Origin of the sequence: Pseudocitrobacter cyperus (assembly GCF_039889165.1) — a bacterium.
GTDB lineage: Bacteria > Pseudomonadota > Gammaproteobacteria > Enterobacterales > Enterobacteriaceae > Pseudocitrobacter > Pseudocitrobacter cyperus.
Map to the genome: position 1 here is coordinate 449,348 of NZ_JAYMYY010000001.1, position 25,798 is coordinate 475,145.

Genomic DNA, 25,798 nt, shown 5'->3' on the forward strand with positions numbered 1-25,798 from the left:
GAGGAAAGCAATGGACGTCAGCCGCAGGAAATTTTTTAAAATCTGCGCGGGTGGTATGGCGGGTACAACGGCAGCGGCGCTGGGCTTTATGCCTAAAATTGCGCTGGCTCAGGCACGTAATTTTAAACTGCTGAAAGCTAAAGAAGTCCGTAATACCTGTACTTACTGCTCTGTAGGTTGTGGGCTACTGATGTATAGCCTTGGCGATGGTGCCAAAAACACCCGTGAAGCCATTTATCACATCGAAGGCGACCCGGATCATCCGGTAAGCCGCGGGGCGTTATGCCCGAAAGGGGCGGGTCTGCTGGATTATGTCCACAGTGAAAACCGTCTGCGTTATCCGGAATATCGTGCGCCTGGTTCGAACAAATGGCAGCGTATTAGCTGGAACGAAGCGTTCGAGCGTATTGCGAAACTGATGAAAGCGGATCGCGACGCCAACTTTATCGAGAAAAACGATCAGGGCGTGGCGGTGAACCGCTGGCTGTCGACCGGGATGCTTTGCGCATCGGCGGCAAGTAATGAGACTGGCATGCTGACGCAAAAATTCGTGCGCTCACTCGGCATGCTGGCGGTAGATAACCAGGCGCGCGTCTGACACGGACCAACGGTAGCAAGTCTTGCTCCAACATTTGGTCGCGGTGCGATGACCAACCACTGGGTTGATATCAAAAACGCCAACGTTGTGATGGTAATGGGCGGTAACGCCGCAGAAGCGCATCCGGTGGGTTTCCGCTGGGCGATGGAAGCCAAAAACAATAACGATGCGACGTTAATCGTCGTCGATCCACGCTTCACGCGTACAGCGTCGGTTGCCGATATCTACGCACCGATTCGCTCCGGTACGGACATTACTTTCCTGTCCGGCGTGCTGCTGTATCTGATTGAAAATAACAAAATTAATGCGGAATACGTCAAAAGCTACACCAACGCCAGCCTGCTGGTGCGTGATGATTTCAGCTTTGAAGACGGCCTGTTCAGCGGTTATGACGAAAGCAAGCGCCAGTACGACAAAACGTCCTGGAACTATCAGTTTGATGAAAACGGCTACGCTAAACGCGATGAGACTCTGACGCATCCTCGCTGTGTGTGGAATTTGCTGAAGCATCACGTTTCACGTTATACGCCTGATGTTGTGGAAAACATCTGTGGTACGCCAAAAGCGGACTTCCTGAAGGTGTGTGAAGTGCTGGCTTCCACCAGTGCGGCCGACCGGACGACCACCTTCCTGTATGCCCTGGGCTGGACTCAACATACGGTAGGCGCGCAGAACATCCGCACTATGGCGATGATCCAGTTGCTGCTGGGGAATATGGGGATGGCAGGCGGCGGCGTGAACGCCCTGCGCGGTCACTCTAATATCCAGGGCTTAACCGATCTCGGTTTACTCTCTACCAGCCTGCCGGGTTATCTGACGCTGCCGTCGGATAAACAGACTGACCTGCAAACGTATCTTGCGGCTAATACGCCGAAAGCGACGCGTGCCGACCAGGTGAACTACTGGGGCAACTATCCGAAGTTCTACGTCAGCCTGATGAAAGCGTTCTACGGCGATGCGGCGCAGAAAGAGAATAACTGGGGCTTTGACTGGTTGCCGAAGTGGGATCAGGCCTATGACGTCATCAAATATTTCAACATGATGGATCACGGTAAAGTGAATGGCTATATCTGCCAGGGCTTTAACCCGGTCGCCAGTTTCCCGGATAAAAACAAAACCGTCCGCGCGCTGAGCAAACTGAAATATATGGTGGTGATTGATCCGCTGGTGACAGAAACCTCGACGTTCTGGCAAAACCATGGCGAATCAAACGACGTTGACCCGTCCGCGATTCAGACCGAGGTTTTCCGACTGCCGTCCACCTGCTTTGCTGAAGAAGATGGCTCTATCGCTAACTCTGGTCGCTGGTTGCAGTGGCACTGGAAAGGTGGGGAAGCACCGGGCGAAGCGCTCAATGATGGTGAAATCCTGGCCGGTATTTATCATCGTCTGCGCAGTATGTATCACGCAGAAGGCGGTAAAGGTGTTGAGCCGTTGCTGAAAATGCGCTGGAACTACAAACAGCCGGATCGCCCGGAATCAGAAGAGGTGGCCAAAGAGAATAACGGCTATGCGCTGGAAGATCTCTATGACGCCAACGGGCAACTGGTGGCGAAAAAAGGTCAGCTACTGAGCAGCTTTGCACTGTTGCGCGATGACGGTAGCACCTCTTCCTCCTGCTGGATTTACACTGGTAGCTGGACAGAGCAGGGCAACCAGATGGCCAACCGCGATAACGCCGATCCATCAGGCCTGGGGAATACCCTCGGCTGGGCATGGGCGTGGCCGCTGAACCGTCGGGTGCTTTATAACCGTGCGTCTGCCGATCCTCAGGGCAACCCGTGGGATCCGAAACGGATGTTAATTAAGTGGAACGGCGCAAAATGGGTCGGGAACGATATTCCTGACTTTAATACCGCCGCACCCGGTAGCGACACCGGGCCATTTATTATGCAACCGGAAGGTATGGGCCGCCTGTTTGCCATCGATAAACTGGCAGAAGGGCCATTCCCGGAACACTACGAGCCGATGGAAACGCCGCTGGGAACCAACCCGTTGCACCCGAACGTTATTTCGAGCCCGGTCGTTCGACTGTACGAAGACGATGCGCTGCGGATGGGGAAAAAAGATAAATTCCCTTACGTCGGGACGACCTATCGTCTGACCGAGCATTTCCACACCTGGACCAAACACGCGCGCCTCAACGCGATTGCGCAACCGGAACAGTTTGTGGAGATCAGCGAAAACCTGGCGAAGGCGAAAGGCATTGCCAATGGCGATCGTGTCACCGTCAGCAGCAAGCGTGGTTTTATTCGCGCCGTTGCCGTGGTGACGCGTCGTCTGCAAACGCTGAACGTTCACGGTCAGCAGGTGGAAACCGTGGGGATCCCACTGCACTGGGGGTATGAAGGCGTGGCCCGTAAAGGTTATATCGCCAATACCCTGACGCCTAACGTCGGCGATTCGAACTCGCAAACGCCAGAATATAAAGCGTTTCTGGTGAACATCGAGAAGGCTTAAGGAGCGAACGATGGATATGCAATCTCAGGATATTATCAAACGCTCTGCGACAAACCCAATAACTCCCGCGCCGCGCGCGCGGGATTATAAAGAGGAAGTGGCAAAGCTGATTGATGTTTCATCCTGCGTAGGCTGTAAAGCCTGCCAGGTGGCCTGCTCTGAGTGGAATGATATCCGCGATGAAGTAGGTCACTGTGTGGGGGTTTATGATAACCCGGCAGATTTGAGCGCTAAATCCTGGACGGTAATGCGTTTTAGCGAAACCGAACAGAACGGCAAACTGGAGTGGCTGATCCGTAAAGATGGCTGCATGCACTGTGAAGATCCGGGCTGCCTGAAGGCGTGTCCGTCTGCCGGGGCTATCATCCAGTATGCCAACGGGATCGTCGATTTCCAGCAGGATAACTGCATTGGTTGCGGCTACTGCATCGCCGGATGTCCGTTTAATGTCCCGCGCCTCAATAAAGAGGATAACCGGGTATACAAATGTACTCTGTGCGTTGACCGCGTCAGTGTCGGTCAGGAGCCTGCCTGTGTGAAAACCTGTCCTACCGGGGCGATTCACTTCGGCACCAAGAAAGAGATGCTGGACGTGGCGCAGGAACGTGTTGATAAGCTGAAAGCGCGCGGCTACGCCAATGCGGGAATTTACAACCCGCAGGGCGTGGGCGGCACCCATGTGATGTATGTGCTGCATCATGCGGATCAGCCGGAGCTGTATCACAAGCTACCGAAGGATCCGAGCATCGATACCAGCATCAACCTGTGGAAAGGCGCGCTGAAGCCGCTCTCTGCCGCCGGGTTCATCGCCACCTTCGCCGGGCTGATTTATCACTACATCGGCATTGGCCCGAATAAAGAAGTGGACGACGACGAAGAGGATGACAGCCATGAGTAAGTCGAAAATGATTGTGCGCACCAAATTTATTGATCGCGCCTGTCACTGGACGGTGGTTATCGCTTTCTTCCTGGTGTCGCTGTCGGGGATCTCATTTTTCTTCCCGACGCTGCAATGGCTAACGGAAACCTTTGGTACGCCGCAGATGGGGCGTATTCTGCACCCATTCTTTGGTGTGCTGATTTTCGTTTTGCTGATGCTGATGTTCTTCCGTTTTGTGCATCACAACATCCCCGACAAACAGGATATTCCCTGGATTAAAGGGATTGTTGAGGTTCTGAAAGGGAACGAGCATAAAGTGGCGCGGGTTGGTAAATACAATGCCGGGCAGAAAATGATGTTCTGGACCATCATGAGCATGATTTTCGTGCTGCTGGTGACGGGGATTATCATCTGGCGTCCGTACTTTGCGCAGTACTTTCCGATTCAGGTTGTACGTTACAGCTTACTGCTGCATGCGACATCGGCCATTATTTTGATTCACGCTATCCTTATCCATATGTATATGGCGTTCTGGGTAAAAGGATCGATTAAAGGCATGATCGAAGGGAAGGTGAGCCGCCGATGGGCGAAGAAACACCATCCGCGCTGGTATCGTGATGTCGAGCGTATGGAAGCAAAGAAAGAGACTAACGAAGGGCTGTAACCGCCTGACGTGGTAAACGCTCCCCCGTGCTGCAAGGTGCGGGGGATTTTTGCATTCAGGTGTTGGTGATCAGTGCGTCGATGGCGTGGATGACGTCGTTGCGCGCGTTTCTCAGGTTGCAGATGTAGTCTGAGGGAGCGATGGTTTTTGTTTTGATGCTGGTCAGCATCGGGGCGCATAACACCAGTTTTTCAAAATCAATATTGATATTTGGTGCAATCGCCTGCTGCCATTTTGGTAATAAATAGTTGTTCGCCATTGGCATGATGATCCGCGTTGCTAAATCTTCGTAATAATCGTTTTGAACAATCATATAGTAGGGCCATATTGCGTTAGTTAATGACGATGGATTTCTGTAAATATCGAATTGTTCTGCCATTAGATCACCTTAAAAAAGTCGTCATCCGTGAAAGCACCATATTTCTCTACAAGCTCATTCATCGCTTGCATGAACTCCTTATCATGCTGCTGTTTTTGTGCTTCAGCGTTCATGCACCTTTCCCCATGGCTGGTAGGCTGCCCGCTATGCGTGTTCTTCATTGCAGTGGTTTTCATGTTTTTCTCCTCGTTGGCAATGTGCTGATTATGTCCCTGCTAATTGAAAAAACAAGATGAATTTATCGTCACTTTATTATTCTGCGTATCGCCTTCCATAAAATAGCAATGTTCTGCAACTGGCCCCGGTATTCAATTATTAAACTGAATATATGGACAATCTTCCCGGCGGGGGATTCGCTGCTGGTCTGGTGGAAATGAATGTTTAATAATAGATGCCGTAAATAATTCACGCGTGGTTGTGGTATGAAAAAGACGGTTTTCTCGTTAGCACTGGGTACATTTGGTTTAGGAATGGCAGAGTTCGCGATTATGGGGGTGCTGACGGATCTGGCACGCGATACGCAGATCTCCATTCCTGCGGCGGGGCATATGATCTCTTTCTATGCTTTTGGCGTGGTGATTGGCGCGCCGGTTATCGCGCTTATCTCCGGGCGGTTCTCTCTGAAAAATATTCTGCTGTTCCTGGCGGCGCTCTGTGTGATTGGCAATGCGATGTTCACCTTTTCGACATCCTACATCATGCTGGCCATCGGGCGCCTGGTCTCGGGTTTTCCGCACGGCGCTTTTTTCGGGGTTGGGGCGATTATTCTGTCGAAGATTGCGCCGCCCGGTAAAGTGACAATGGCGGTAGCCGGAATGGTGTCCGGGATGACGATTGCAAATTTGCTCGGCATTCCTCTCGGTACCTGGCTTGGGCATGCGTTTAGCTGGCGTTATACCTTTTTACTGATCGCGGTTTTTGATGTCCTGGTGATTGCATCAATCATTTTCTGGGTTCCGGATCTATTTGATAAATCAGATGCGCGTTTAAGTGAGCAATTTCGTTTCCTGAAATCGCCGGAACCGTGGCTTATCTTTCTGGCAACCCTGTTCGGGAATGCGGGCGTTTTTGCCTGGTTTAGCTTCATCAAGCCTTACATGCTGTATGTTTCCGGCTTCAGCGAAAGCTTTATGACCTTCATTATGATGTTTGTCGGGCTCGGAATGGTGTTGGGTAATATCATTAGCGGCAAACTGTCGGCGCGTTTCAGTCCGTTACGGATAGCGGCGACCACCGATGGCATTATTGTGCTTTCGTTGCTGATGCTGTTTGTGTTTGCTGACGTTAAAGGGGCGTCGCTTAGCTTTGCATTTATCTGCTGCGCGGGGCTGTTTGCACTCTCTGCGCCACTACAGATTTTATTGCTGCAAAATGCGAAGGGCGGCGAAATGTTAGGGGCGGCAGGTGGGCAGATCGCGTTTAATCTCGGCAGTGCGGTCGGTGCATACTGTGGTGGGATGATGTTGATGCTGGGCTTTGCTTATCACTATGTGGCGTTACCGGCGGCGCTGCTTTCGTTCTCGGCGATGTCGGCTCTCCTGGCCTATGGATATGTCAAAAATCGTCGTTCGGGCGCGGTAATCACTCCCTCTGCGTAGAGAGGGAGTGTTCGGGCTTACTTACGGAAATCAATGACCATACGGCCACGGATCTGGCCCTGTTCCATCTCTTTGAAAATGGCGTTGATATCGTTCAGCGGGCGAGAGGTCACTTTCGGTACCACTTTGCCTTCGGCGGCAAACTGGAAGGCTTCAGTCAGATCCTGACGGGTACCTACCAGTGAGCCCACAACCTGAATACCATCAAGTACCAGACGTGGAATATCGAGGCTCATCGCTTCCGGCGGCAGGCCGACGGCAACCACGCGGCCACCGGCGCGGACGGCGTCAACGGCAGAGTTAAACGCGGCTTTTGCAACAGCGGTAACCACGGCTGCGTGAGCGCCACCGGTTTTTTCCTGCACCTGTTTTGCTGCATCCGGGCTACGGGAGTTAATAATCAAATCGGCGCCCATGCTTTCCGCCAGTTTTAACTGCTCGTCATTGACGTCAAGAGCGATAACTTTGGCATTGAAAACATTTTTTGCGTATTGCAGCGCCAGGTTGCCCAACCCGCCCAGGCCGTAGATGGCTATCCACTGACCCGGCTTAATACCAGAAATTTTCACCGCTTTATAGGTGGTCACGCCTGCACAGGTGATACTACTGGCCGCCGCAGATTCCAGTCCGTCAGGCACTTTGACAGAGTAGTCTGCGGTGACGATGCACTCTTCCGCCATGCCGCCATCGGCGGTATAACCGGCGTTGACAACTTCGCGACACAGAGTTTCGTTGCCGCTGTTACAATATTCGCAGTGGCCACACCCCTGGAAGAACCATGCCACGCTTGCACGGTCGCCCGGTTTCAGAGAGGTAACACCTGGCCCGACTTCTTTCACAATCCCGATGCCTTCATGGCCCAGAATGACGCCGGTTTTATCACCGAAATCGCCATTCTTTACATGGAGATCTGTATGGCAAACGCCACAGCATTCCATTTTCAGCAGGGCTTCACCATGCCTGAGTGGGCGCAGGGTGCGTTCGGTGACATCAACCTGATGATCTTTAGTGACGACAGCAGCCTTCATGTCTTTCTCCTTTTTTGATGAATTTCTGCGGAGTAATGTGATGAGTACTCCATAAGAATTAATGAATTTGTACGCCTGATCATATGGATTTTCAATATAATCCCATAATTCTATTGAAAATTATGGGTATTAACCAAAATGTCTCGTTAATATCACTAATGTATGTATGGTTTTTCCGGCGGACTTTTCCGCCGGATGTTGGTTACAGTTTAGAGTGAATCCGGGCGATTTCCTGTCGCCAGCTCTGTTGCAGTTGTGGCTTCTGATGCTTTGGCTTGCGGGCCAAATCTTCCGCTAAACGAGATTCCAGCTCAATGAGCCGCTCCAGCAGCAAATCATCATCCTCACTCTGTTCCCCGGGTGTGACGGATAGAGGCTTTGCCGGAAGAGTGGCATGCTGATCGCGTAGCTGTTCAAACGCCTCATCGGCATCATGCCATTCACTCAGATGCCCCTCCTCAATCAACCAGAAACGGTTACAACTGGCCGTGATGAGCTGGCGATCGTGACTGACCAGCAGCACACCACCTGTAAACTGCTTCAGTGTCTCTGCGAGAGCCTCTTTACCTTCAATATCAAGGTGATTAGTTGGTTCATCCAGCATTAACAGGTTGTACCGTGCAAGAGAAAGCCCAACAAACAACAAACGAGAGCGTTCACCGCCACTGAGTGTATGTACGGGTTGATTGTGGCGTAGCCAGGGAAATCCGGCGCGCAAAAGTGACATTTTGCGTACTTCCTGAGAGGGGGCGAAGGGCTCAAGCGCGGTAAGCAACGTGGCGTCATCGGGCAATTGATGTAATGTCTGGTCATAATAGCCGAGCGTCATTCGCGGATGCAGTTTGAGCGATTCATCAGTGTCCTGCGCGCCATAACGTTGCCAGATTGTACGCAGCAGGGAGGACTTACCGCTTCCGTTGCGCCCTAACAGAGCAACCCGATCGCCGCATTTCAGGCGTGCGAGGGGAATGTTAAACAATGCGGGCAGCCCGGGGTGTGCGGAAACAGACAGAGAGGTTGCTTCCAGCAGGCGATCGGCTCGCAGCGTTTCACCGTGCAGGGAGAGTGTCCACGGAGAGCCGGTAGTCAGTTCTGTCTGATTGTCTTTCAGACGGGCGACCTGTTTTTCCATCTGTTTGGCTTTTTGCGCGAGGCCTTCGTTATCGTAAACCCGACCCCAGTTCGCCAGCCGTTTGGCGCTGGCGGTAACGCGTTCGATCTCCTTTTGTTCGGCTTTGTATCGCAAAGCGTCACTTTCATCTTTTGCGGCCAGCGCTTCCCGCGCACGGCTACAGGGAAGGGCAAAGCTATGCAATGTTTTATCGCGCAGGATCCAGCTCCCATTCGTCACCGTATCCAGAAGCTGCCTGTCATGTGACACAAGGATAAAACTACCGGGCCAGTTCAGTAAAAATTGTTCAAGCCAGAGTAGCGTCGGCAGATCGAGATGGTTACTGGGCTCGTCCAGTAAAAGGAGGTCTGGTTGCCGGATTAACGCCCGCGCAAGCATCAGGCGAGTATGTTGGCCACCGCTCAAGGTTGCCGAGGGTAATGCGGTTTGTTCGAGGGTAAAACCCATATCCGCCAGCAGGCTTTCGGCGCGCCATTTTTCGGCTTCCTGCTCGCTGTGCGGCATATCGGCAAGAACTGCCTCAAGCAAGGAGAGTGGATAAACCGATTCGGGAAGATGTTGCTCTACACGCGCCATCAGGCAGCGATTGGCCAGCGCTACGCTACCGAATGCAGGAGCCTGACTACCGTCCAGCACTTTCAGCAGTGTGCTTTTCCCGCAGCCGTTATCGCCAAGCAGACCAATGCGGTCGCCTTTCTTAAGGGTAAAGGAGAGGGCATCGAACAGTGTGCCAAATGCAGTATCAACACGTAAATTTTGTGCAGTAAGTAGTGTACTCATTGTCGCTTACTCAAGAATTACAGGCGTAGAAACGCCTCGTCAAACATCGCTGACGATAACCTGGTAAGCCCGAGAGAAGGGAATAGGGGAAGAGTCTTCGCTCAAGCCTCCGTTATCGCAGCACGATATCGGTAACGCTTGAGCTGGCACGATCGCCAAATGTATGTGAAACATTGAAAATTTCACAGTACAGCATAATTAACCTCCTTATATATTCTCAGTGTGAACGGGACGTTATGCAGTGTAGCGAGCTTCTCTCTTTTTCGCCAGATGGCTGGTGGATGAACATTCATTAGTTACAACATACATATTGGTGGCTTTAATTCTGAACCATCAGAGATCGTGCCTACATCTTTGTCATACAGAAAGGGTGGGACGAAGCCCACCCGAAGGATTAGATGGATGTGCGACGATAGTTGCGGTATTCCGGCAGCCAGAAATTCTCTTCAATTGCCTGCAGAAGCGCGTCGGCAGACGTTTTCACCGCAACGTCCTGTTGCTGAGCCATTTTACCCACCGCAAAAGCAATATCGCGCGAAACCTGATGAATATTTTTAAGTTCCGGTAATACCAGGCCTTCACCGGTATTCGCCAGCGGTGAGTGTTTTGCTAAGGTTTCGCTGGCCGACATCAACATTTCATCCGTAATTCGCGTAGCGCCTGAAGCAATGACACCAAGACCAATACCCGGGAAGATATAGGAGTTGTTGCACTGCGCGATAGGATAAACTTTATCTTTCCACACAACCGGGCTAAATGGGCTACCCGTTGCAACCAGTGCATTGCCTTCCGTCCAGGCGATAATATCCTGCGGAGTCGCTTCCACGCGCGATGTCGGGTTAGAAAGCGGCATCACAATCGGGCGCGGGCAGTGTTTATGCATTTCCCGGATAATCTCTTCCGTAAATAACCCGGTTTGCCCCGAAACGCCAATCAGAATATCCGGCTTCACGTTACGTACAACATCCAGCAATGACAGCACTTCGTTATCGCTATCCCATCCTTGCAGGTTGCTGCGTTTCTGTACCAGTTTGGTCTGGAAGGAGAGCAGGTTTGGCATCTGATCGGTCAGCAGACCAAAGCGGTCAACCATGAATACACGCGCACGCGCCTGTTCTTCACTTAGCCCCTCTCGCTGAAGCTGGGCGATAATCTGTTCCGCAATACCGCAGCCGGCAGAGCCTGCGCCAAGGAAAACAATTTTCTGTTCGCTGAGCTGACTACCGGCCGCACGGCTGGCGGCGATGAGTGTTCCAACCGTGACGGCAGCGGTGCCCTGAATATCATCATTGAACGAACAGATTTCATCGCGATAGCGATTGAGTAACGGCATGGCGTTTTTCTGCGCAAAATCTTCAAATTGCAGCAGGACGTTTGGCCAACGCTGCTTAACCGCCTGAATGAAATCATCGACGAACTGGTAGTAATCGTCATCAGTAATACGCGGGTTGCGCCAGCCCATATAGAGCGGGTCGTTGAGCAGTTGCTGATTGTTTGTTCCGACATCAAGCACCACCGGCAGCGTATACGCCGGGCTAATGCCGCCACAAGCCGTATAGAGAGAAAGTTTACCGATAGGTATGCCCATTCCGCCGATCCCCTGATCGCCGAGGCCAAGAATACGTTCGCCATCGGTGACGACGATGACTTTAATATTGTGGTTAGGGACGTTTTGTAGAATGTCATCCATATTGTGACGATTCTGATAGGAGATAAACACCCCGCGCGAACGGCGGTAGATCTCTGAAAAACGTTCACAGGCGGCGCCAACGGTAGGGGTATAGATGACCGGCATCATTTCATCGAGATGGTTTTCTACCAGACGATAGAAGAGCGTTTCGTTGGTGTCCTGAATATTGCGCAGGTAGATGTGCTTGTCGATTTCTGTTTTAAAACCCTGGTACTGGATCCATGCGCGCTCCGCCTGCTCTTCAATCGTTTCAACGACTTCAGGCAGCAGGCCAAGCAGGTTGAAATTGCTGCGTTCCTCTTTGCTGAAGGCGCTGCCTTTGTTCAGCAGCGGAAATTCCAGCAATACGGGGCCTGCGTAAGGGATATACAAAGAACGGTTGTTTTTGCCTTGTGACATCATTGACTCCATTGTCTTCACGCCAGCACTTTTACCGGCTGGCTGGAACAGCAGTACGGGGATTATAAAACAACTGTTTTCCGCTGTGTGGCAAAATTGCCAGCAACGCCGCCTCTTTTAGAGAGCCCGGAACGGATGTTCTATACTTATACGTTCCGAAAGCAAAAGGAGTGATATATGACGATTCACAAGAAGGGTCAGGCACACTGGGAAGGGGATCTGAAGCAAGGCAAGGGCACCGTATCGACTGAAAGCGGTGTGTTGAGCCAACAACCTTATGGTTTTAATACCCGTTTTGAGGGCGCGAAGGGAACCAACCCGGAAGAACTGATTGCCGCCGCACATTCAGCCTGTTTCTCCATGGCGCTCTCTCTAATGCTGAGTGAGGCAGGCCATGTGCCGACGTCGATTGATACGGTTGCGGATGTGTCGCTGGATAAAGTCGATGCCGGGTTTGCCATCACCAAAGTTGCCCTGCAAAGTAAAATTGTTCTGCCGGGTATTGATGCGGCTAAATTTGATGAAATTATTCAAAAAGCAAAAGCCGGTTGCCCGGTATCTCAGGTATTGAAGGCAGAAATTACCCTCGATTATCAGCTCAATAACTAATTTTCTTTCGGGCTGCGCATTCCGTGCGCCGCCCATTAAGTGACAATGTCACTTAATGCTTTGCTATTTTCCCCCTTAGCTTATGAAGCCGCGCCTTATAACGTAAGTCTGAGATAGCATTTGTCACCGTAGCACTTCGTTTTAGAGTGAAATTCCTGCTGACTCTTTAAGGAAAAAACGATGGCTACTGAATCTCTTCTTACCGACAGTGAATTTCCTTTATTAACGCTGCGTCGCGTTGCCGGGCATATTGGGGCGGAAGTGCAAAACATTGTGCTTTCCCCGCTACTGGATGATGCCACGTTTACGCAACTGAATGCGGCATTGGTGAAATACAAAGTGCTCTTTTTCCGTCGACAGGCGCATCTAACTGATGAATCTCATCAGGCCTTTGCTGCACGCTTTGGCCGCATCGTCGCACATCCAACAGTACCGTCACCGACAGGTACTCAGTTATTTGAGCTGGATGCTTCAAAAGGGGGCGGCCGTGCGGATTCATGGCATACGGATGTCACCTTCGTTGAGGCTTTCCCGAAGATCTCCATCCTGCGCGGCGTTACCATACCGGAATATGGCGGAGATACAGTCTGGGCAAATACCGCCAGAGCCTACGAACAGCTTCCGGACGAACTCAGGAAGTTTGCCGCTTCGCTGCGCGCTGTTCACAGCAATGATTATGACTATGGCGCAGAGCGGGTGGTCGTCGAGCCAGGTCGGCTAAATCATCATAAAAACGTGTTTGTTTCATCTGTCTGGGAAGCAGAACATCCGGTGGTGCATGTGCATCCAATTAGTGGAGAAAAATGTTTGCTGCTCGGTCATTTCTTTAAGCGTTTGGTCGGTTTTAGCAGCCGCGAATCCGCCACGCTATTTGAATTACTGCAAAATCGGGTGACACGGCTGGATAATACTGTCCGCTGGCAGTGGCAGCAGGATGATGTTGTTATCTGGGACAATAGAAGCACACAGCATTATGCCGTAAACGATTACGGTAACCAGCCACGCGTCGTTCGTAGGGTAACGGTTGAAGGGGCTGCGGCGGTAGGCGTTGATGGAACGCGCAGCCGAACCATTGCTCGTGGGCAGACCGATCCCCAACAGCATGCGGCGAATACGGATACTCGCCCTGGAAGTGTGGCTTCCTGAGTTATTGCGCAGGGAGATAGGCCTTGCGTTCTCCCTGCAATCGGTTATTTCGTGGTTGTACGTAGAATGAACGGTACAGAATCACGCAGTGACGGGTTAACGGTGCCGCTGTGATCCAGACCTTCGTAAATGCGAATTTCCGTTGGCGTACCGGCATCTTTCACTGCTTTCGCAAAGCGTTTTTGCATCGCCGTGGGAACATTGATGTCGTTACCACCAATACCGATAAATACCGGATGAGAAATCTTCATCGTTGGATAGGTCATCGAACCAATGCTCTCGCTTAACAAGGTCTCTATCGCGGGTTTAAGTGTATTCGCGGCATTGAGCTTTGCGGCCATCGTATTTTCCGTCAGCGGGGTGATACACAATTTTTGGGCTTCCTGCACCCAGGGTAACGCCTCGTTCTGGAAATAATCAGTTACTTTTAGCTCGCGGTTCCCATCTGCCGCAGAAAGGTAGATATAGAATATATAGGGAATTTTCGGATCGCCCGCGGTGCTTGGCGCCGCCGTGACCGGAGGCAAAATATCCGCCGCGCGCGTGTTTTTCTCAAAATAAGGTGTGCCGGTGAGCACCGTTGCCCTGATATTCAGCTCCGGGGCATATTCCGGTTGATAGCCTGCCGTTGCAAAGGCGGCATGTGCCCCCTGAGATTGCCCAACCAGGATCAGCTCATTACGCAACGGATAATCTTTCAGCGCTGCACGAACACCATCAAGAATGCTCCAGGCTTCGCCACGCGCGTTCAGATAGTGGTGCAATCCTGATGAACCCAGCCCGGCATAATCAGGTGCGACAACCGCATAGCCCAGTGAAAGCCAGGTGTTCAGATACTGCTTGTCTCTGTCAGTACGGACGTTAAGAGAGGGTGCGCAACCGCTCGCGACGCCGACGGTACCATGAGCCCAGACGACGACAGGCCACCCGCCGTCAGGTGTCTTACCATAGGGGATAAACACGGCTGCACTGTCTTCTCGCGGCGTTTTGCCATCCACGCCGCTGACAGAAGGGTAATGAATCAGCGATTGTTTCGCGGCTTCGCTGAGGCCGTGCTCTTTTGGCAATTCAATTGCCGCCTGCGTTGTTACGGAGGATAACGACAAGGACAGCGCAGAAGCCATAAGCACTATTTTTTTCATGGTATTCCATTCCTTACATACGATGCTCACAGTGTAGCGGAGCTGGAATGAATAGCAGTTTAACAAAGGCTATTAATCAGAAATACCTGATTTCAATAGTGAGGGAAATATAAAACATTCGCGTCGTAGCTATTTTACGTGTAAGGCGTCATTAATCTTCATAAATGGCCTCTCATTTGAGATGCGCCCGGACCAGGACAGTCCGGGCAAAGCAGGTTAACGTTTTGAATTAACCTTTTGAAAATTTCACGTCACTGCAGCTAAAGAAGGTTTCGTGCGGGCCTTCATCACGCTCCCATACGACATACAGCAATGTCTGCTGGTCATTAACGCGAGCCTCAGGAATTTTTACTTTGACCTCATAAATACCTGGATAGCGATAATTGTTCTTCTTATTTTTTGCTTGTTGCTCAGGAGGGACAATAACATCAGGTTTATCCAGTTCATCCAGATCGGCCCATTTCAAAATATCCGTATGGGCATTAAATGTGGGTTTAGCCAGATAAATCTTCCAGAGACTTGGCTCATGTACCTGTGTTGCGTCATAGGTTAACGATGCGATACCATCCTTCACGACAACAGTGCTGACGTGCCAGTCTTTATGCGGCTGATCTATACCAGTAAAGTTCTGGGGATTACCGGTATCAGATCCATCTTTCCCCCCTGCACACAATGCACCATCAGGGACTTTGTCTTTAGGATCAGCGCCGTTTAAGTTCTGAGAGTAGGCGGGCCATTCATTAAACATCTGGTTGCGTTGCCATGGTTCCAGATCAGGGACAAATAAATAAGCGTTTTTACACGCTGCATTTGGGATCCCAGCGCCGTCTGGGGGCGACTCGAAGTGCCCATCATTTTTACATTGAAGCTGGCGGGCGATTGGGTTTAACGTCGCGCCATGTTTAATTTCAATCCCCTTAGTATCTTCCGCATGTACCGGTACAGATAAGGTACATGCCATTCCAGCCAGAAGTAAAACGGTCTTATTCATATAAATACCTTATTTTTACGCATTGTAGGAGGAGTTATCTCGCAGTACTCAATTACTCTATGCTGCATAAAAATTGTAGGCGAAGAAATGAATTATGAAATTATACTTTTTAGTATCTGGGGTATTGATATCCAGAAATACAATTTCAAGGAGTGATTATATTATTTGCGTTTATTACTGGCGTAGGGTATTTCGAAAACGGCATAAATATTGATGGTGGTCAATGTGATCATGCAACGCGGCAGGCAACCTGACAGTAGAAGAATCGGTTAAAAAGAGCAGGGGGGCATATGTTATATTTATTGCTGTTTATCCTGGTGAGCATCGGTTCTGTTTCTTATTACAACGGTTCCGTGCTGGGCATCAAAAGTGGCTTACTCTCTCTTGTCTGCATGATACTCATCGCTTACGGTATCTATCTTTTTACGGATTGGCTGACTCAAGGGCACAACCTGGTGACGGGCTTATACATGATGCTATCTCCGGCTGCGGGGCTGATTGTGACGATTATGCTGAAGTCTGCGAGAGTGCGTTGATTATTCCAGCACATGAATGGGATAGGTGCCGCTCAATAGGGGTCGGCACAAAATTTTGTAACCATCCTGATCGAAACCTGATGCCGACCGTTTTAGCGTTTGCGCTTCGGTCAGAGAGGTGACAGCGCCCAGCCAGTACCAGTTATGGATAATATGGAACTGCGTCAGACCTTCGCCTTTTTCTTCCAGCGCAATCGCGGCTTTCCATGGCCAGCACACCAGTTGCAGATGCATCATCCCCTGACGTAAGCGGGCATTATGCGCATCCAACGTCTCGCGGCCGCAGCATGCGCCAGCACAGCGGCCAAGCATCGAACGAAAACAGGCGCGACCCCGATTAAGTGATTCCAGCCCCATAACGGAATAACAGAGTTGCTGTTCATCAGCGAGCGACTTCAGCATTTCCAGCGCAGCCCGCCGGTTGGCGAACAGACCATAGAGATCTGGCGTATGTGAGAAATCAACATCCCGGGAATAAACCACTTCCGGGCGATTACCGCGAAGCTGCAGGGAACAGAGTTGCCGGTTTCGCCGCAGGCGTTTATTGAAGAGCGGTTGTTGCTCTTTAATCAAACTGGCCTCAAGAAGCAGAGCCCCCAACTCGCCTGCGGTTTGTTGCCAGCTAATGCGGCGTGTTTGCTGCAGCAATGCTGCTTCCTCCGGGGTTCGGAAATGGGACATTACCCGGTTGCGAATATTGATGCTTTTACCAATGTACAGCGGCAGCGTGTCGCTCTCACCATGAAAAATATAGACACCAGGTAAGCGAGGAAGCGTTGCGAGAGCAGGGCGTAGATGCTCTGGATAGGTATATACCGGGCCGGAAGGAGGCTCAGAACGAAGAGAAACCCTGCGGTTGACCATAATAACTCCATATACTGTTTATGCGTACAGCATACCGGGCAGGAGGATAATGTCAATCCTGCCCGGAGTCGGCACAAACATCATGGAAGGCGTTTATACATGCTGCTCGGTGAGCCAGCTTTTAAAGGCATCAGTACGCAACGTCTGCATAAAATCAATATGGCCGGAACACCCCAGCTTCTTAATCAGATTGGAGCGAATCTGGTAAACTGTTTTAATATGGACGTTCAGATCCTGGGCCATCTCATTGATCTTTTTACCATCCGACATCTGATTAATCAGTGTGGTTTCACGCGGCGAAAGTTTCACTTTCTGTTCACTTCGGCGGGCTCCCTCCCGTGTCTTACGTAGTGACGTGAGGAACCTTGTCATCTCACCAATCGTTACTTTTGATGAAATATGGTTGACGGAAAAGGAGTCAAGAAAGTTATACAAATGGCCATCGCTCAGCAAAATAAAACAGTGGCGACGAAGATCATATCCATGATTCTTTACATGAGGATATTGATTCGCGGAAAAAATGACATAACGAATATCCCGATGCTCAAATCGAATATTGCCAAGAACCTGTCGCAGACCTAATTCAAGAAAATTATCTTCCAGCCAGAGATCAACCAATTCAAGTTTAACAGGGTTAGCTTCACCGTTCATAATGACTCCACATTAAAAAAGAATTGTTTATCGGAACACCTGATTTCAGATGTCGTCGAGGGTATAATCCATGACAATTTCAAGCGTTTTACGAATGACATCCGCGGAAACAACACTTTCTGTTTCCTCCAGTGCGCTGAGCAGAGCAGTAATAATACTCTTATTATTAATTTTTTCGCCGGTAGCAAGGAGTTGGCGAACTGTACTGCCCAGCACATCGGCTTCTTCAGCTAACATATCTCCCGCTTTCAGGAAATGTTCGGATAACGCTTTGTTGTGCAGGGATTGATAGAAATCATATTGCTGTAACATGGCGATTCTCAACTGTTAGTTGTGTGAGTATTGTTCATTGAAAACACTGTCAATGAAATTTTTTATTTCCGTGTTGCTGTTGCGATATTTCATTATGACTGGAGAAATCTCGCTCTTTCGCTGCCGTCAGGGCAGTAATCTCATGAATGATATTCTGCAATATCTGTAACCTTACGCTATCTAATTCCCTGCCAAGCATGGCATTTAATTTATTAAGCAAGGCAGGCGAGGTTATCGGCTTTTTATCCTGAATGATTGATATTACGGCTTCACCAATCAGGGTATCAGCCAGTTTTTTTTCACTACTTTTCATAACGACCATCTCTTATTGCTGTATGTCCCATGCGTGGACAACAGCATTAAGTTATCTCAGGGCGGGGGTTAACATGTATTCACGCGCACTGAGAGAAAACCTCCCTCATTATCGATTTTCAAAAAGTAAGCCAATCAGCGTGTTGTAGTGCTTCTCTTCTTCCATGCCGGAAGCTTGCTCCAGACGACCCAATAACTTAGTACACAATGATTTTCGGTTCAGGTTTTTACCATCCGCCAGGATCTCTACCACGATCTGCCCCAAAGTTTCTTGCTGGGTAGGGAGGGCCGCTTTATCAAAGTAACTGGAAATGGCACTGGCTGAATCCATAACGTACTGACGGTTCTGCTGCATGTGTCGCTCCTGTTAATAAGGTTATCTTTTGTTGGTTTGTTTTAACATGCTCGTAAAAATTGTACATAAATACTGTACACGTGACGCATTAATTTTTAACAAAAAATGCTAATCCTTTTAAATCAACATGATGTAGGTTGTACATGCATTTCTGGTTAGGAATTATCTGTACAGATCGCAAAAGGGGGCAATGAGGGATTGGGAAGCAAAACCGATATGTAGAGTTTGTTTGAAAGCAATGTTAAATCAATGTATTAAAACAAAAGCTATTTCTAATCTTATCTGTTAATGTTTAGAAAATTTCCTGTTGCCGGAACTTCTATGCTCACGACCATTATCTACCGCAGCCATTTATGTCACGAGGTTCCTGTTAAAGCCCTTGAGGGAATGGTTGCAGCAGCGAATATCAGAAATTCAAACCAGAATGTGACGGGAATACTCCTGTTCAATGGCACCCATTTTTTCCAGTTGCTGGAGGGGCCTGATGAGAATGTCCGCCGTATATACAGTGATATCGCAAAAGATAAGCGCCACTATAACCTCGTTGAATTACTGTGCGATCACGGCCCGACACGCAGATTTGGTAATGTGGGAATGGAACTCTTTGACCTGCGCGAGCATGCGCGCGAAGAGGTACTGCAGGCCGTTTTGAGTAAAGGCACATCGCCGTACCAATTGACCTACAATGACCGTGCATTACAATTTTTCCGCACCTTTGTCGAGTCGACGGAAAAGGGTAATTACTTCGAGATCCCACCTGCGGATACCTGGGCATTTATCCCGACAGAAGTCACGGATAGCCTTGGCCCTTATAAAGCATCGAATGCAGCGGAGTACACGCTTGCACTTCAGCCGATCATCGACCCGCTTGCCCAGGAAATTATTGCTCTTGAGGCGCTGATTTTTACCCCCCAGGGCGAGATTTCAGACGCCTATTTTGACAGCCTGAGTGGTGAAGAGATCTATAAAGTTGACCTTACCAGCAAAAAGGTCGCTTTCGAGATGGTCAAAGACCGCAATCTGCATGGGAAAATCGTCTGCATTAATTTGCTGCCAATGACGTTGGTCAAAATTCCCAACGCAGTGGATTACCTGCTTGATGAGATAAAACTGAATGGTCTGGTACCAGAACAGGTGGTGGTTGAATTTACCGAACACGAGGTCGTGTCTGGTATTGAAGAGTTCACCCGCGCAGTCAGGGCGCTAAAATCTGCCGGTATCAGCGTGGCCATCGATAACTTTGGCGCCGGTTTCGCTGGTTTGCAGCTTTTGGCACAATTCCAGCCCGACCGCATCAAGATCAATGCTGAGCTGATCCGCGATGTTCACAAAAGCGGGCCGCGACAGGCCATTGTGCAGGCGATTATCGGCTGCTGCCAGTCGCTGGAAATCGTCGTCTCAGCGCTGGGTATCGAAAAAGCGGAAGAGTGGATGTGGCTTGAATCCGCGGGCATCTCACATTTTCAGGGCGATCTTTTTGCCAGGCCATATCTTGAAGGGGTACCTGCCATCGCGTGGCCCGAGAAAAAAGGTCTCCTGTAAGGCTGTACAACTTTCCTGCTCCCATTTCCCTCTTGCCGCAACACGCCGCAAGAGGGCGATTAATCCTGGTTTTTTCTCTTACCCCCTTGAAGTTGCGACTTTTTAATAACTTGTTTAATAAAAGTTAATGACATCCATGCACTCAACGCGAAAAAGACTGTACAATAAAGTTTAAGTTATACAGATCTTCATCCTGACGGGGATGCAAGGGTTGAGTTGCGAGGTGTTATGGCTTTTTACAGTATCGGTGATGTTGCCGAAAGATGCGGAATCAACCCCGTCACGTTGCGAGCATGGCAGCGGAGATACGGGTTACTCAAACCCCAGCGTAGTGAAGGGGGTCATCGACAGTTCGATGAGGAAGATATTCAGCGTGTTGAAGAGATCAAACGCTGGATTAAGAGTGGCGTTCCTGTCGGCAAAGTAAAAGCGCTACTGGAAGAAAGTCGGACGATGACTCACGATGACTGGACATATCTTCAGGAAGAGATGATGTCGGTGCTGCGTTTTGCCAACCCGCCCAAATTGCGGGCGAAAATCGTCGCAGCAGGGCGCGAACATCCCATCGACGCACTGATAGACCATGTTTATATACCGGTGCGCCAGCGTTTGAGTCTCGATCACAATACGGCGCGTATCATGTGCAGCATGCTCGATGGCGTGCTGATAGAGTATGTTGCCGCTACGATGTCGGAACGACGCCGCAAAGCAGGGAAGGAGGCTCTTCTGATCGGCTGGGACATCGACGACCGTGCCCGTCTTTGGCTGGAAGCCTGGCGGCTCTCCCAATCAGGTTGGCATATTTCGGTTCTGGCAGAACCTCTGGAGGCGCCACGGCCTGAACTTTTTCCAGGGCAAACCATTTTCGTCTGGACTGGCGTCACACCAACACGCCGCCAGCAAGAGTTGCTGCAACACTGGAATGAACAGGGTTATACCATCACTTTTCATCAACCTTGAATGACCGTCTTGACATTTCTTCTCTCAATCGCGGTCGGCTAAAAACCTCGCGAAGCCGCTATGTGTTTTACAGACTTCCAATATAGAAAACTCTGAAAACTGTTCAGATATGGGTATAACTTAATGTTTTATCGTAAAAATTTTGCATAAACCACTATGCTTATCGTTGTGTTATTTGATGATGTAATAGGGAGTTAAAGATGGGATTCTGGAGAATTGTTATAACGATCATTTTGCCTCCTTTGGGGGTATTGCTGGGCAAAGGGTTGGGTTGGGCATTTTTGTTAAATATCCTCTTGACGTTATTGGGCTACATACCCGGTTTGATACATGCATTCTGGGTGCAGACAAAAGATTAATGAATGAGGCGGCGCATTAGCGCCGTTTTTGCTGGCGCAATTTTCGATAATACATTCATCCGGCCAGTTCGCTAATCTCAGTGAAGGCCGCAAGACATTTCAATCGTTAGGCGTACAAACGCAGCCATTAGCGACCAGGGCAATCATGACGACAAAACGCCGGATTCTATCTGATGTCACACTGGTACGCATAATGTATATTATGTTAAATCACCTACAGTGGTAAATAAGTTCACAAGACACTCCCACTAACTGATAAATCAATACGTTAGGATTTCTGATCTCCCTCTCGTTTCTTGCATCATGTTGATCGTTAACTTACTTCATGAACTTAGATGGTTCACATAAAATCATAGGGTTAAGTCACCCTTAATCTTTCGTTTGCTGGCATTATGTTTAAGAGCTATTTTCTTAATATCCACATATAGATAATGAAATTCGTTGTGATTTCTGACTACTCTCCGGATGGGAAGAATAAAATCCGCCTTCTGTGAAGGCGGATTTCTACTTTGTCAGGCGTTCAATCAGCTGGCGCTGGTATTCAGGCAGCTGGCTGGTTCTCACCCCCTGAAAAACAAGTGGCGGGAGCCATGTCATGCCCGCATGTAATGCACTGGCTTTCATGGGTGTGAAAACATCGACAAGCTCGGTACCTGTTCTGCCATTTTTTCCGTATGTTGAGTCATCACCGGCAGCAGTAGTAACAATAAGCATTTCCTTACCCTTCCATAAATCCGGGCCAACGCTACCCCATGTGTCATTCATATACGCTTTCATCATTGGGGTGATATTGAACCAGTGAGTGGGGAAGATAAACACTATCCTGTCATTCTGGCGTGTGATACGCCTCTCCTCATCACCGTTTATCTTGCGCGTATCGAAACCATAGAGCGTTTCAAGGTTACGAACTGTGACTCCATCTACGCTCTCAGCCGCCTGCTGTAGCCCTTTAATCATAACGGACCGTTCCGGATACGGATGAGAAACGATTACAAGCGTCCTTATATGGCTTTTATCTTTACTGATGGCAGCTTTAAGTGGCATCACTAAGACCAGCAGAAAAAGCGCCAGCATTTTAACAGGCAGCCCCGGAAAGAGTGGTTTCATACTTGCCTCCAGTTCAGGGAAATTAAAGTTAAACAGGCAGATTTTGCCTCACAGAACACGCAGTATCACTGCGACAGGAAATCACGAAGGTAAAATCTCAATCGTGGCCGCTCTGGCGCGTGTCCCTGTCATTGCGGAAACATAGCTGCTGCCGGAGTACTTTTTCTGGTAAGCCTGATCTATTTTATTTTCAAGCTCAGGGTCTGATGGTTTTGCGAACAGGACGTCGAACTCCTGTCCAATAGCCAGTATCTTACCCGCCTGCTGGGACAATGCAGCCTGATACCATTTTGAACGGGTACCACTATAGGCTCGGACGAAAAGTCGGTTATCCACCTTCACTTCCCAAATCCATGTCGGCGTACCGGTCGTATTCATATCGGGATGATACGGAGCGATTTTTAGGTCATCGGCCGCATCTATTCTTGTTAATACTTCAGAGTTCCAGAACATAAACCTCTCCTCTTTCATATGCGGCTGTTTTTTTCTCTTGCAGCATTAACTCGATAAATTAATGTTGCATGAGAAATTAGAGCCTGCGTCACCAGTAACAGCAGAGTGGCTGTTATTTGAATTAGGATTAATGCATCTCAGCGACGGAATTACCGGCTATCAACTGAATAATGTATTGGCGGTCCATAATAAAACTGAGCTGGCATGCCTTTCCTGCGGTTGCCAGTCGACTCCAGAGTACCAGCACTGCCTGTATTTTTGCCTGTTCGAGCGCAAATCCAATACCATCAAGACTGTCTGCGTTTGTCTGAAGTTCTTTTATCATCTTCACGCATTCGCCGGTCAGGTCATCATAGCTAAGTGAAAACGTTTGTTTAGTATCTATTCGGCACGCTCTTTAGGGGGAATACACAACACCCCATGCTAAGAGAGCAGTGTCTGTCGTTTGTCGCACAGACACTGCATCTGAAAACACCGGACGGTGCTATGGCTTACTTATTAAGATTTTTGTTGAAAAATGCAGTGATGTTATCGAACGGGATCTTATCCATACGATCATATAAATCGACATGTGTGGCATCTTTAACAATCAGAAGCTCTTTTGGTTGATTTGCCGCTTCATAAGCCGTTTTGGAGAAGTAAAGCGAATGCGCTTTTTCGCCATGGATGAACAGGATCGGGCGCGGAGAAATTTCCTTAATATAGGTCATGAGCGGGAAATTCATGAAGGCCATCGGCGTTGTCACGGACCATGAGTTACCAGAGTTGACGGCTCGTGGATGATAGCCGCGTTTGGTCATGTAATAGTCCGCATAGTCCACGAGGAACTGTGCTTCACCGCCCTTCAGTTTATTATAGGCTGGCTGGTATGCAGGTTTGCCGTTTGCCGCATCTTCCCAGAGCTGGAGGCTCATCTTCTCCAGCGCCTGCTCGCGTTGCTCCGGCGTTACGCTGTCGTTGTAGCCTTTCGACATCACGCGGCTCATATCATACATGGTGCTGGCAACGACCGCTTTTACGCGTTTATCCACGGCAACAGCGTTCAGGGCAATCCCCCCCATGCCGCAGATACCGATGACACCGATACGTTCACGATCCACATAAGGTTGTAGTCCAATGAAATCGACTGCGGCCATAAAGTCTTCGGTATTGATATCAGGCGAAGCAATATTGCGGGGTTCACCACTGCTTTCACCGGTATAAGACGGATCAAATGCCAGCGTCACGAATCCGCGCTCTGCCAGGGTCTGAGCATAAAGACCTGAAGCCTGCTCTTTTACCGCGCCAAATGGCCCGGAAATCACAAGCGCAGCAAGCTTCTTGTTCCCGCGCTCTTTAGGAAGATACACATCAGCGGCCAGCGTAATGCCGTAACGGTTCTTAAAAGTAACTTTTTGATGATCCACTTTTTCGCTCCTTGGGAAAGTTTTATCCCACGTCTGAACCAGACGGACTGAAGAATCTGCTGTGCCTGGTGCAGGCTGGGCGACCGCAGCTTCTGTTGAAATCAGAGCCATCGCTCCGGCAAGGAGTGCGCCATTAAAAAAGCGCGTTGAAGATTTTAGCGTCATGATATTAAAACCTTTCATCGGATATTGAGGGATATGTTTCAGACAGCATGCATGAGTATTTCAGTTACTACTTCCGGCGGGTAATCACTGGCGATACCAAACGCTTTGACATTGATCTGGACGTTCTCAACGATAGCGGGCAGATCTGCTTCCCTGATGTTCAGCTGTTCAAGACGTGTTGGCGTACCAATTTCTTCGAACCACTTCTCAAGCGCTGCGATGCCGTCATCTGCCGAACTGAGTCCGAACACATATTTTGCGAAACGCTCAAACTGCGGTGTATTTCGGTTTTTGTACCATTTCATCCAGGCGGGCATAACAACGGACAACCCTGCCCCATGCGGAACGTTGAAAAGTGCTGATAAAGAGTGCTCGATTGCATGATTCGGATAACTGAATCCGGCACAGCCTGACAGGATCAAACCGTTTTGGGCAAGGGTTGCAGCCCAGGCAAATTCCCCACGCGCAGCTTCATCATCCGGACTGGCGATGAGCGTTTGTGTGGTTTCAATTACCGTATTTAGGAGTGCTTCAACCAGACGCGACTGAATTGCAGGCTGAACGGTTGCGGTGAAGTACACTTCGATAAGGTGTGAAATGATATCAGCGGCAGAATAGACCAGGTAATCCCGGGAGACGCCCGCCATCAGTGCCGGACTCAGGACGGATACCACAGGACGCGTGTAGTCGTTACCGATCGATAATTTTTCATGTGTTTCTTCATTGGTGACAACGGCATACGGGTTCATTTCGCTTCCCGTTGCGGCCAGGGTCAGAATGGCAAACAAAGGTAAAGCAGAGGAAAGCTCGCCTTTACCAGCGAATAAATCCCAGACGTTACCATTATAATGTGCGCCGGCCGCAATAGCCTTAGCACTGTCAAGTACGGAGCCGCCGCCAACGCTCAGGATAGCGTCCACGTTATGTTGTTTGGCCAGTTCCACCCCTTCACGGACTTTGGATATCACCGGGTTACTTACGATACCGCCAAGTTCTATATACTCGATGCCGTTATCGGCAAGATTCTGGCTGACCGTATCGAACAGGCCTTCTCGTTTAATACGTTCGCTTCCGTAGCACAGCAGGACTTTACGTGCGCCAGCACTGGCAATGTGTGCACCGATAGTATCCTCTTTTCCGGAACCGAATTCGATTCGGGTTGGGTTGTAGAAAGTAAACTCTTTCACGTATGTCTCCTCCGGATAACCTGTCTGGCAGTTAAAATAGCTTTAACCTGAACGGTTTAAACTTGCTCGCTGTGAGACCTGACTTACAGGTCA

At 49.6% G+C, this 25,798-nt stretch carries 26 protein-coding genes and 2 pseudogenes; 11 read left to right on the top strand and 17 right to left on the bottom strand.

Translation table 11 applies throughout. The features are described from left to right. The first annotated feature begins 10 nt into the window (after nt 1–10). From fdnG to fdnI, 3 genes are read left to right on the top strand one after another with little or no spacing between them, the layout of a single operon-like run. Nucleotides 11–3,058, top strand: a complete 3,048-nt coding sequence (gene fdnG / locus VSR74_RS02200; RefSeq protein ID WP_347793181.1) for a formate dehydrogenase-N subunit alpha — start codon at nt 11–13, stop codon at nt 3,056–3,058. Between the two features lie 10 nt (nt 3,059–3,068). After that, entirely contained in the window at nt 3,069–3,956 is an 888-nt protein-coding gene (gene fdxH / locus VSR74_RS02205; protein ID WP_347793182.1) for a formate dehydrogenase subunit beta, read from the top strand. Beyond that, the gene (gene fdnI / locus VSR74_RS02210) at nt 3,949–4,602 is read left to right on the top strand and encodes a formate dehydrogenase-N subunit gamma (protein WP_347793183.1); all 654 of its coding nucleotides are present in this window, start codon (nt 3,949–3,951) and stop codon (nt 4,600–4,602) included. The genes fdxH and fdnI overlap by 8 nt, the downstream gene beginning before the upstream one ends. 55 nt (nt 4,603–4,657) lie before the next feature. Here the strand turns inward: fdnI and VSR74_RS02215 are convergent, their stop codons facing one another. Together VSR74_RS02215 and VSR74_RS02220 are read right to left on the bottom strand one after the other, a co-directional pair. Continuing rightward, the gene (locus tag VSR74_RS02215) at nt 4,658–4,981 is read right to left on the bottom strand and encodes a CcdB family protein (RefSeq protein WP_347793184.1); all 324 of its coding nucleotides are present in this window, start codon (nt 4,979–4,981) and stop codon (nt 4,658–4,660) included. Then, nucleotides 4,981–5,157, bottom strand: a complete 177-nt coding sequence (locus VSR74_RS02220) for a type II toxin-antitoxin system CcdA family antitoxin (protein WP_347793185.1) — start codon at nt 5,155–5,157, stop codon at nt 4,981–4,983. Before VSR74_RS02220 ends, VSR74_RS02215 begins: the two co-directional genes overlap by 1 nt. Before the next feature lie 246 nt (nt 5,158–5,403). On the opposite strand from VSR74_RS02220, the gene araJ reads away from it, so the two are divergent. Beyond that, nucleotides 5,404–6,579, top strand: a complete 1,176-nt coding sequence (araJ, locus tag VSR74_RS02225) for an MFS transporter AraJ (protein ID WP_347793186.1) — start codon at nt 5,404–5,406, stop codon at nt 6,577–6,579. A gap of 17 nt (nt 6,580–6,596) precedes the next feature. Here the strand turns inward: araJ and adhP are convergent, their stop codons facing one another. The 3 genes from adhP to VSR74_RS02240 all read right to left on the bottom strand — a co-directional run bounded on the left by adhP (nt 6,597) and on the right by VSR74_RS02240 (nt 11,611). Continuing rightward, nucleotides 6,597–7,607 carry an alcohol dehydrogenase AdhP gene (gene adhP, locus VSR74_RS02230; protein ID WP_347793187.1) on the bottom strand — a complete coding sequence of 337 codons (1,011 nt, stop codon included), beginning with the start codon at nt 7,605–7,607 and terminating at the stop codon, nt 6,597–6,599. Between the two features lie 202 nt (nt 7,608–7,809). After that, entirely contained in the window at nt 7,810–9,519 is a 1,710-nt protein-coding gene (locus tag VSR74_RS02235) for an ABC-F family ATP-binding cassette domain-containing protein (protein ID WP_347793188.1), read from the bottom strand. Nucleotides 9,520–9,913: 394 nt separating this feature from the next. Next, nucleotides 9,914–11,611, bottom strand: a complete 1,698-nt coding sequence (locus VSR74_RS02240) for an NAD-dependent malic enzyme (protein WP_347793189.1) — start codon at nt 11,609–11,611, stop codon at nt 9,914–9,916. Between the two features lie 174 nt (nt 11,612–11,785). Here VSR74_RS02240 and VSR74_RS02245 point away from each other — a divergent pair, with 174 nt between their 5' ends. Next, a complete protein-coding gene (locus tag VSR74_RS02245) occupies nt 11,786–12,217 on the top strand; it encodes an OsmC family protein (protein WP_347793190.1) in 432 nt (143 codons plus the stop codon). Between the two features lie 180 nt (nt 12,218–12,397). Then, nucleotides 12,398–13,363 carry a TauD/TfdA dioxygenase family protein gene (locus tag VSR74_RS02250; RefSeq protein WP_347793191.1) on the top strand — a complete coding sequence of 322 codons (966 nt, stop codon included), beginning with the start codon at nt 12,398–12,400 and terminating at the stop codon, nt 13,361–13,363. A gap of 44 nt (nt 13,364–13,407) precedes the next feature. On the opposite strand, the gene VSR74_RS02255 is transcribed toward VSR74_RS02250, so the two are convergent. After that, entirely contained in the window at nt 13,408–14,505 is a 1,098-nt protein-coding gene (locus VSR74_RS02255; protein ID WP_347793192.1) for an alpha/beta hydrolase, read from the bottom strand. Between the two features lie 229 nt (nt 14,506–14,734). Continuing rightward, entirely contained in the window at nt 14,735–15,496 is a 762-nt protein-coding gene (locus tag VSR74_RS02260) for a lytic polysaccharide monooxygenase (RefSeq protein ID WP_347793193.1), read from the bottom strand. A 290-nt stretch (nt 15,497–15,786) separates the two neighbouring features. Between VSR74_RS02260 and VSR74_RS02265 the strand changes: the two genes are divergently transcribed. Further along, the gene (locus tag VSR74_RS02265) at nt 15,787–16,032 is read left to right on the top strand and encodes a DUF2545 family protein (RefSeq protein ID WP_347793194.1); all 246 of its coding nucleotides are present in this window, start codon (nt 15,787–15,789) and stop codon (nt 16,030–16,032) included. On the opposite strand, the gene cho is transcribed toward VSR74_RS02265, so the two are convergent. The 5 genes from cho to ycgZ form a co-directional block, all read right to left on the bottom strand. Continuing rightward, nucleotides 16,033–16,896 (bottom strand): excinuclease Cho, encoded by an 864-nt coding sequence (cho, locus tag VSR74_RS02270; protein ID WP_347793195.1) that lies wholly within the window; start codon nt 16,894–16,896, stop codon nt 16,033–16,035. Between the two features lie 93 nt (nt 16,897–16,989). Continuing rightward, nucleotides 16,990–17,547, bottom strand: coding sequence for a helix-turn-helix transcriptional regulator (locus VSR74_RS02275; protein ID WP_347793196.1), 558 nt, complete (start codon nt 17,545–17,547; stop codon nt 16,990–16,992). A gap of 45 nt (nt 17,548–17,592) precedes the next feature. Further along, on the bottom strand, nt 17,593–17,871 hold the full coding sequence (locus tag VSR74_RS02280; protein WP_411914222.1) for a biofilm development regulator YmgB/AriR family protein: 279 nt from the start codon (nt 17,869–17,871) through the stop codon (nt 17,593–17,595). Nucleotides 17,872–17,908: 37 nt separating this feature from the next. After that, on the bottom strand, nt 17,909–18,172 hold the full coding sequence (locus tag VSR74_RS02285) for a hypothetical protein (protein WP_347793198.1): 264 nt from the start codon (nt 18,170–18,172) through the stop codon (nt 17,909–17,911). 108 nt (nt 18,173–18,280) lie between these two features. Continuing rightward, nucleotides 18,281–18,526, bottom strand: coding sequence for a regulatory protein YcgZ (ycgZ, locus tag VSR74_RS02290; protein WP_347793199.1), 246 nt, complete (start codon nt 18,524–18,526; stop codon nt 18,281–18,283). 321 nt (nt 18,527–18,847) lie between these two features. On the opposite strand from ycgZ, the gene VSR74_RS02295 reads away from it, so the two are divergent. The 3 genes from VSR74_RS02295 (at nt 18,848) to VSR74_RS02305 (ending at nt 21,387) form a co-directional block, all read left to right on the top strand. Continuing rightward, complete coding sequence (locus tag VSR74_RS02295; RefSeq protein ID WP_347793200.1) at nt 18,848–20,068, top strand: diguanylate phosphodiesterase; 1,221 nt, start codon at nt 18,848–18,850, stop codon at nt 20,066–20,068. Between the two features lie 228 nt (nt 20,069–20,296). Further along, nucleotides 20,297–21,028: a MerR family transcriptional regulator gene (locus VSR74_RS02300; protein WP_347793201.1), complete on the top strand. Its 732-nt coding sequence runs from the start codon at nt 20,297–20,299 to the stop codon at nt 21,026–21,028. 200 nt (nt 21,029–21,228) lie between these two features. Beyond that, complete coding sequence (locus VSR74_RS02305; protein WP_347793202.1) at nt 21,229–21,387, top strand: YqaE/Pmp3 family membrane protein; 159 nt, start codon at nt 21,229–21,231, stop codon at nt 21,385–21,387. A gap of 504 nt (nt 21,388–21,891) precedes the next feature. Here VSR74_RS02305 and VSR74_RS02310 read toward each other — a convergent pair. The 4 genes from VSR74_RS02310 to VSR74_RS02325 all read right to left on the bottom strand — a co-directional run bounded on the left by VSR74_RS02310 (nt 21,892) and on the right by VSR74_RS02325 (nt 24,536). Continuing rightward, complete coding sequence (locus tag VSR74_RS02310; protein WP_347794341.1) at nt 21,892–22,431, bottom strand: NAD(P)H-dependent oxidoreductase; 540 nt, start codon at nt 22,429–22,431, stop codon at nt 21,892–21,894. 144 nt (nt 22,432–22,575) lie between these two features. Next, nucleotides 22,576–22,947, bottom strand: coding sequence for a DUF2255 family protein (locus VSR74_RS02315; protein ID WP_347793203.1), 372 nt, complete (start codon nt 22,945–22,947; stop codon nt 22,576–22,578). A 127-nt stretch (nt 22,948–23,074) separates the two neighbouring features. Beyond that, nucleotides 23,075–23,278 carry a hypothetical protein gene (locus VSR74_RS02320; RefSeq protein WP_347793204.1) on the bottom strand — a complete coding sequence of 68 codons (204 nt, stop codon included), beginning with the start codon at nt 23,276–23,278 and terminating at the stop codon, nt 23,075–23,077. A 160-nt stretch (nt 23,279–23,438) separates the two neighbouring features. Continuing rightward, nucleotides 23,439–24,536, bottom strand: coding sequence for an alpha/beta hydrolase (locus VSR74_RS02325; RefSeq protein WP_347793205.1), 1,098 nt, complete (start codon nt 24,534–24,536; stop codon nt 23,439–23,441). Between the two features lie 29 nt (nt 24,537–24,565). On the opposite strand from VSR74_RS02325, the pseudogene VSR74_RS02330 reads away from it, so the two are divergent. Then, nucleotides 24,566–24,748: pseudogene (locus VSR74_RS02330) on the top strand (hypothetical protein); the annotation flags it as partial. Here the strand turns inward: VSR74_RS02330 and VSR74_RS02335 are convergent. Next, nucleotides 24,695–25,705: pseudogene (locus VSR74_RS02335) on the bottom strand (iron-containing alcohol dehydrogenase); the annotation flags it as partial. The pseudogenes VSR74_RS02330 and VSR74_RS02335 overlap by 54 nt on opposite strands. Nucleotides 25,706–25,798 lie beyond the last annotated feature (93 nt).

What these genes read in the sequence shown, in the direction of transcription:
- VSR74_RS02275 (WP_347793196.1), bottom strand. Translation starts at nt 17,547, where the DNA reads ATGAACGGTGAAGCTAACCCTGTTAAACTTGAATTGGTTGATCTCTGG.
- VSR74_RS02300 (WP_347793201.1), top strand. Translation starts at nt 20,297, where the DNA reads ATGGCTTTTTACAGTATCGGTGATGTTGCCGAAAGATGCGGAATCAAC.
- VSR74_RS02240 (WP_347793189.1), bottom strand. Translation starts at nt 11,611, where the DNA reads ATGATGTCACAAGGCAAAAACAACCGTTCTTTGTATATCCCTTACGCA.
- VSR74_RS02325 (WP_347793205.1), bottom strand. Translation starts at nt 24,536, where the DNA reads ATGAAAGGTTTTAATATCATGACGCTAAAATCTTCAACGCGCTTTTTT.
- adhP (WP_347793187.1), bottom strand. Translation starts at nt 7,607, where the DNA reads ATGAAGGCTGCTGTCGTCACTAAAGATCATCAGGTTGATGTCACCGAA.
- VSR74_RS02295 (WP_347793200.1), top strand. Translation starts at nt 18,848, where the DNA reads ATGCTCACGACCATTATCTACCGCAGCCATTTATGTCACGAGGTTCCT.
- VSR74_RS02255 (WP_347793192.1), bottom strand. Translation starts at nt 14,505, where the DNA reads ATGAAAAAAATAGTGCTTATGGCTTCTGCGCTGTCCTTGTCGTTATCC.
- cho (WP_347793195.1), bottom strand. Translation starts at nt 16,896, where the DNA reads ATGGTCAACCGCAGGGTTTCTCTTCGTTCTGAGCCTCCTTCCGGCCCG.
- VSR74_RS02215 (WP_347793184.1), bottom strand. Translation starts at nt 4,981, where the DNA reads ATGGCAGAACAATTCGATATTTACAGAAATCCATCGTCATTAACTAAC.
- VSR74_RS02265 (WP_347793194.1), top strand. Translation starts at nt 15,787, where the DNA reads ATGTTATATTTATTGCTGTTTATCCTGGTGAGCATCGGTTCTGTTTCT.
- VSR74_RS02285 (WP_347793198.1), bottom strand. Translation starts at nt 18,172, where the DNA reads ATGAAAAGTAGTGAAAAAAAACTGGCTGATACCCTGATTGGTGAAGCC.
- ycgZ (WP_347793199.1), bottom strand. Translation starts at nt 18,526, where the DNA reads ATGCAGCAGAACCGTCAGTACGTTATGGATTCAGCCAGTGCCATTTCC.
- VSR74_RS02220 (WP_347793185.1), bottom strand. Translation starts at nt 5,157, where the DNA reads ATGAAAACCACTGCAATGAAGAACACGCATAGCGGGCAGCCTACCAGC.
- VSR74_RS02245 (WP_347793190.1), top strand. Translation starts at nt 11,786, where the DNA reads ATGACGATTCACAAGAAGGGTCAGGCACACTGGGAAGGGGATCTGAAG.
- fdnI (WP_347793183.1), top strand. Translation starts at nt 3,949, where the DNA reads ATGAGTAAGTCGAAAATGATTGTGCGCACCAAATTTATTGATCGCGCC.
- VSR74_RS02250 (WP_347793191.1), top strand. Translation starts at nt 12,398, where the DNA reads ATGGCTACTGAATCTCTTCTTACCGACAGTGAATTTCCTTTATTAACG.
- VSR74_RS02305 (WP_347793202.1), top strand. Translation starts at nt 21,229, where the DNA reads ATGGGATTCTGGAGAATTGTTATAACGATCATTTTGCCTCCTTTGGGG.
- VSR74_RS02315 (WP_347793203.1), bottom strand. Translation starts at nt 22,947, where the DNA reads ATGTTCTGGAACTCTGAAGTATTAACAAGAATAGATGCGGCCGATGAC.
- VSR74_RS02235 (WP_347793188.1), bottom strand. Translation starts at nt 9,519, where the DNA reads ATGAGTACACTACTTACTGCACAAAATTTACGTGTTGATACTGCATTT.
- araJ (WP_347793186.1), top strand. Translation starts at nt 5,404, where the DNA reads ATGAAAAAGACGGTTTTCTCGTTAGCACTGGGTACATTTGGTTTAGGA.
- fdxH (WP_347793182.1), top strand. Translation starts at nt 3,069, where the DNA reads ATGGATATGCAATCTCAGGATATTATCAAACGCTCTGCGACAAACCCA.
- VSR74_RS02310 (WP_347794341.1), bottom strand. Translation starts at nt 22,431, where the DNA reads ATGCCACTTAAAGCTGCCATCAGTAAAGATAAAAGCCATATAAGGACG.
- VSR74_RS02260 (WP_347793193.1), bottom strand. Translation starts at nt 15,496, where the DNA reads ATGAATAAGACCGTTTTACTTCTGGCTGGAATGGCATGTACCTTATCT.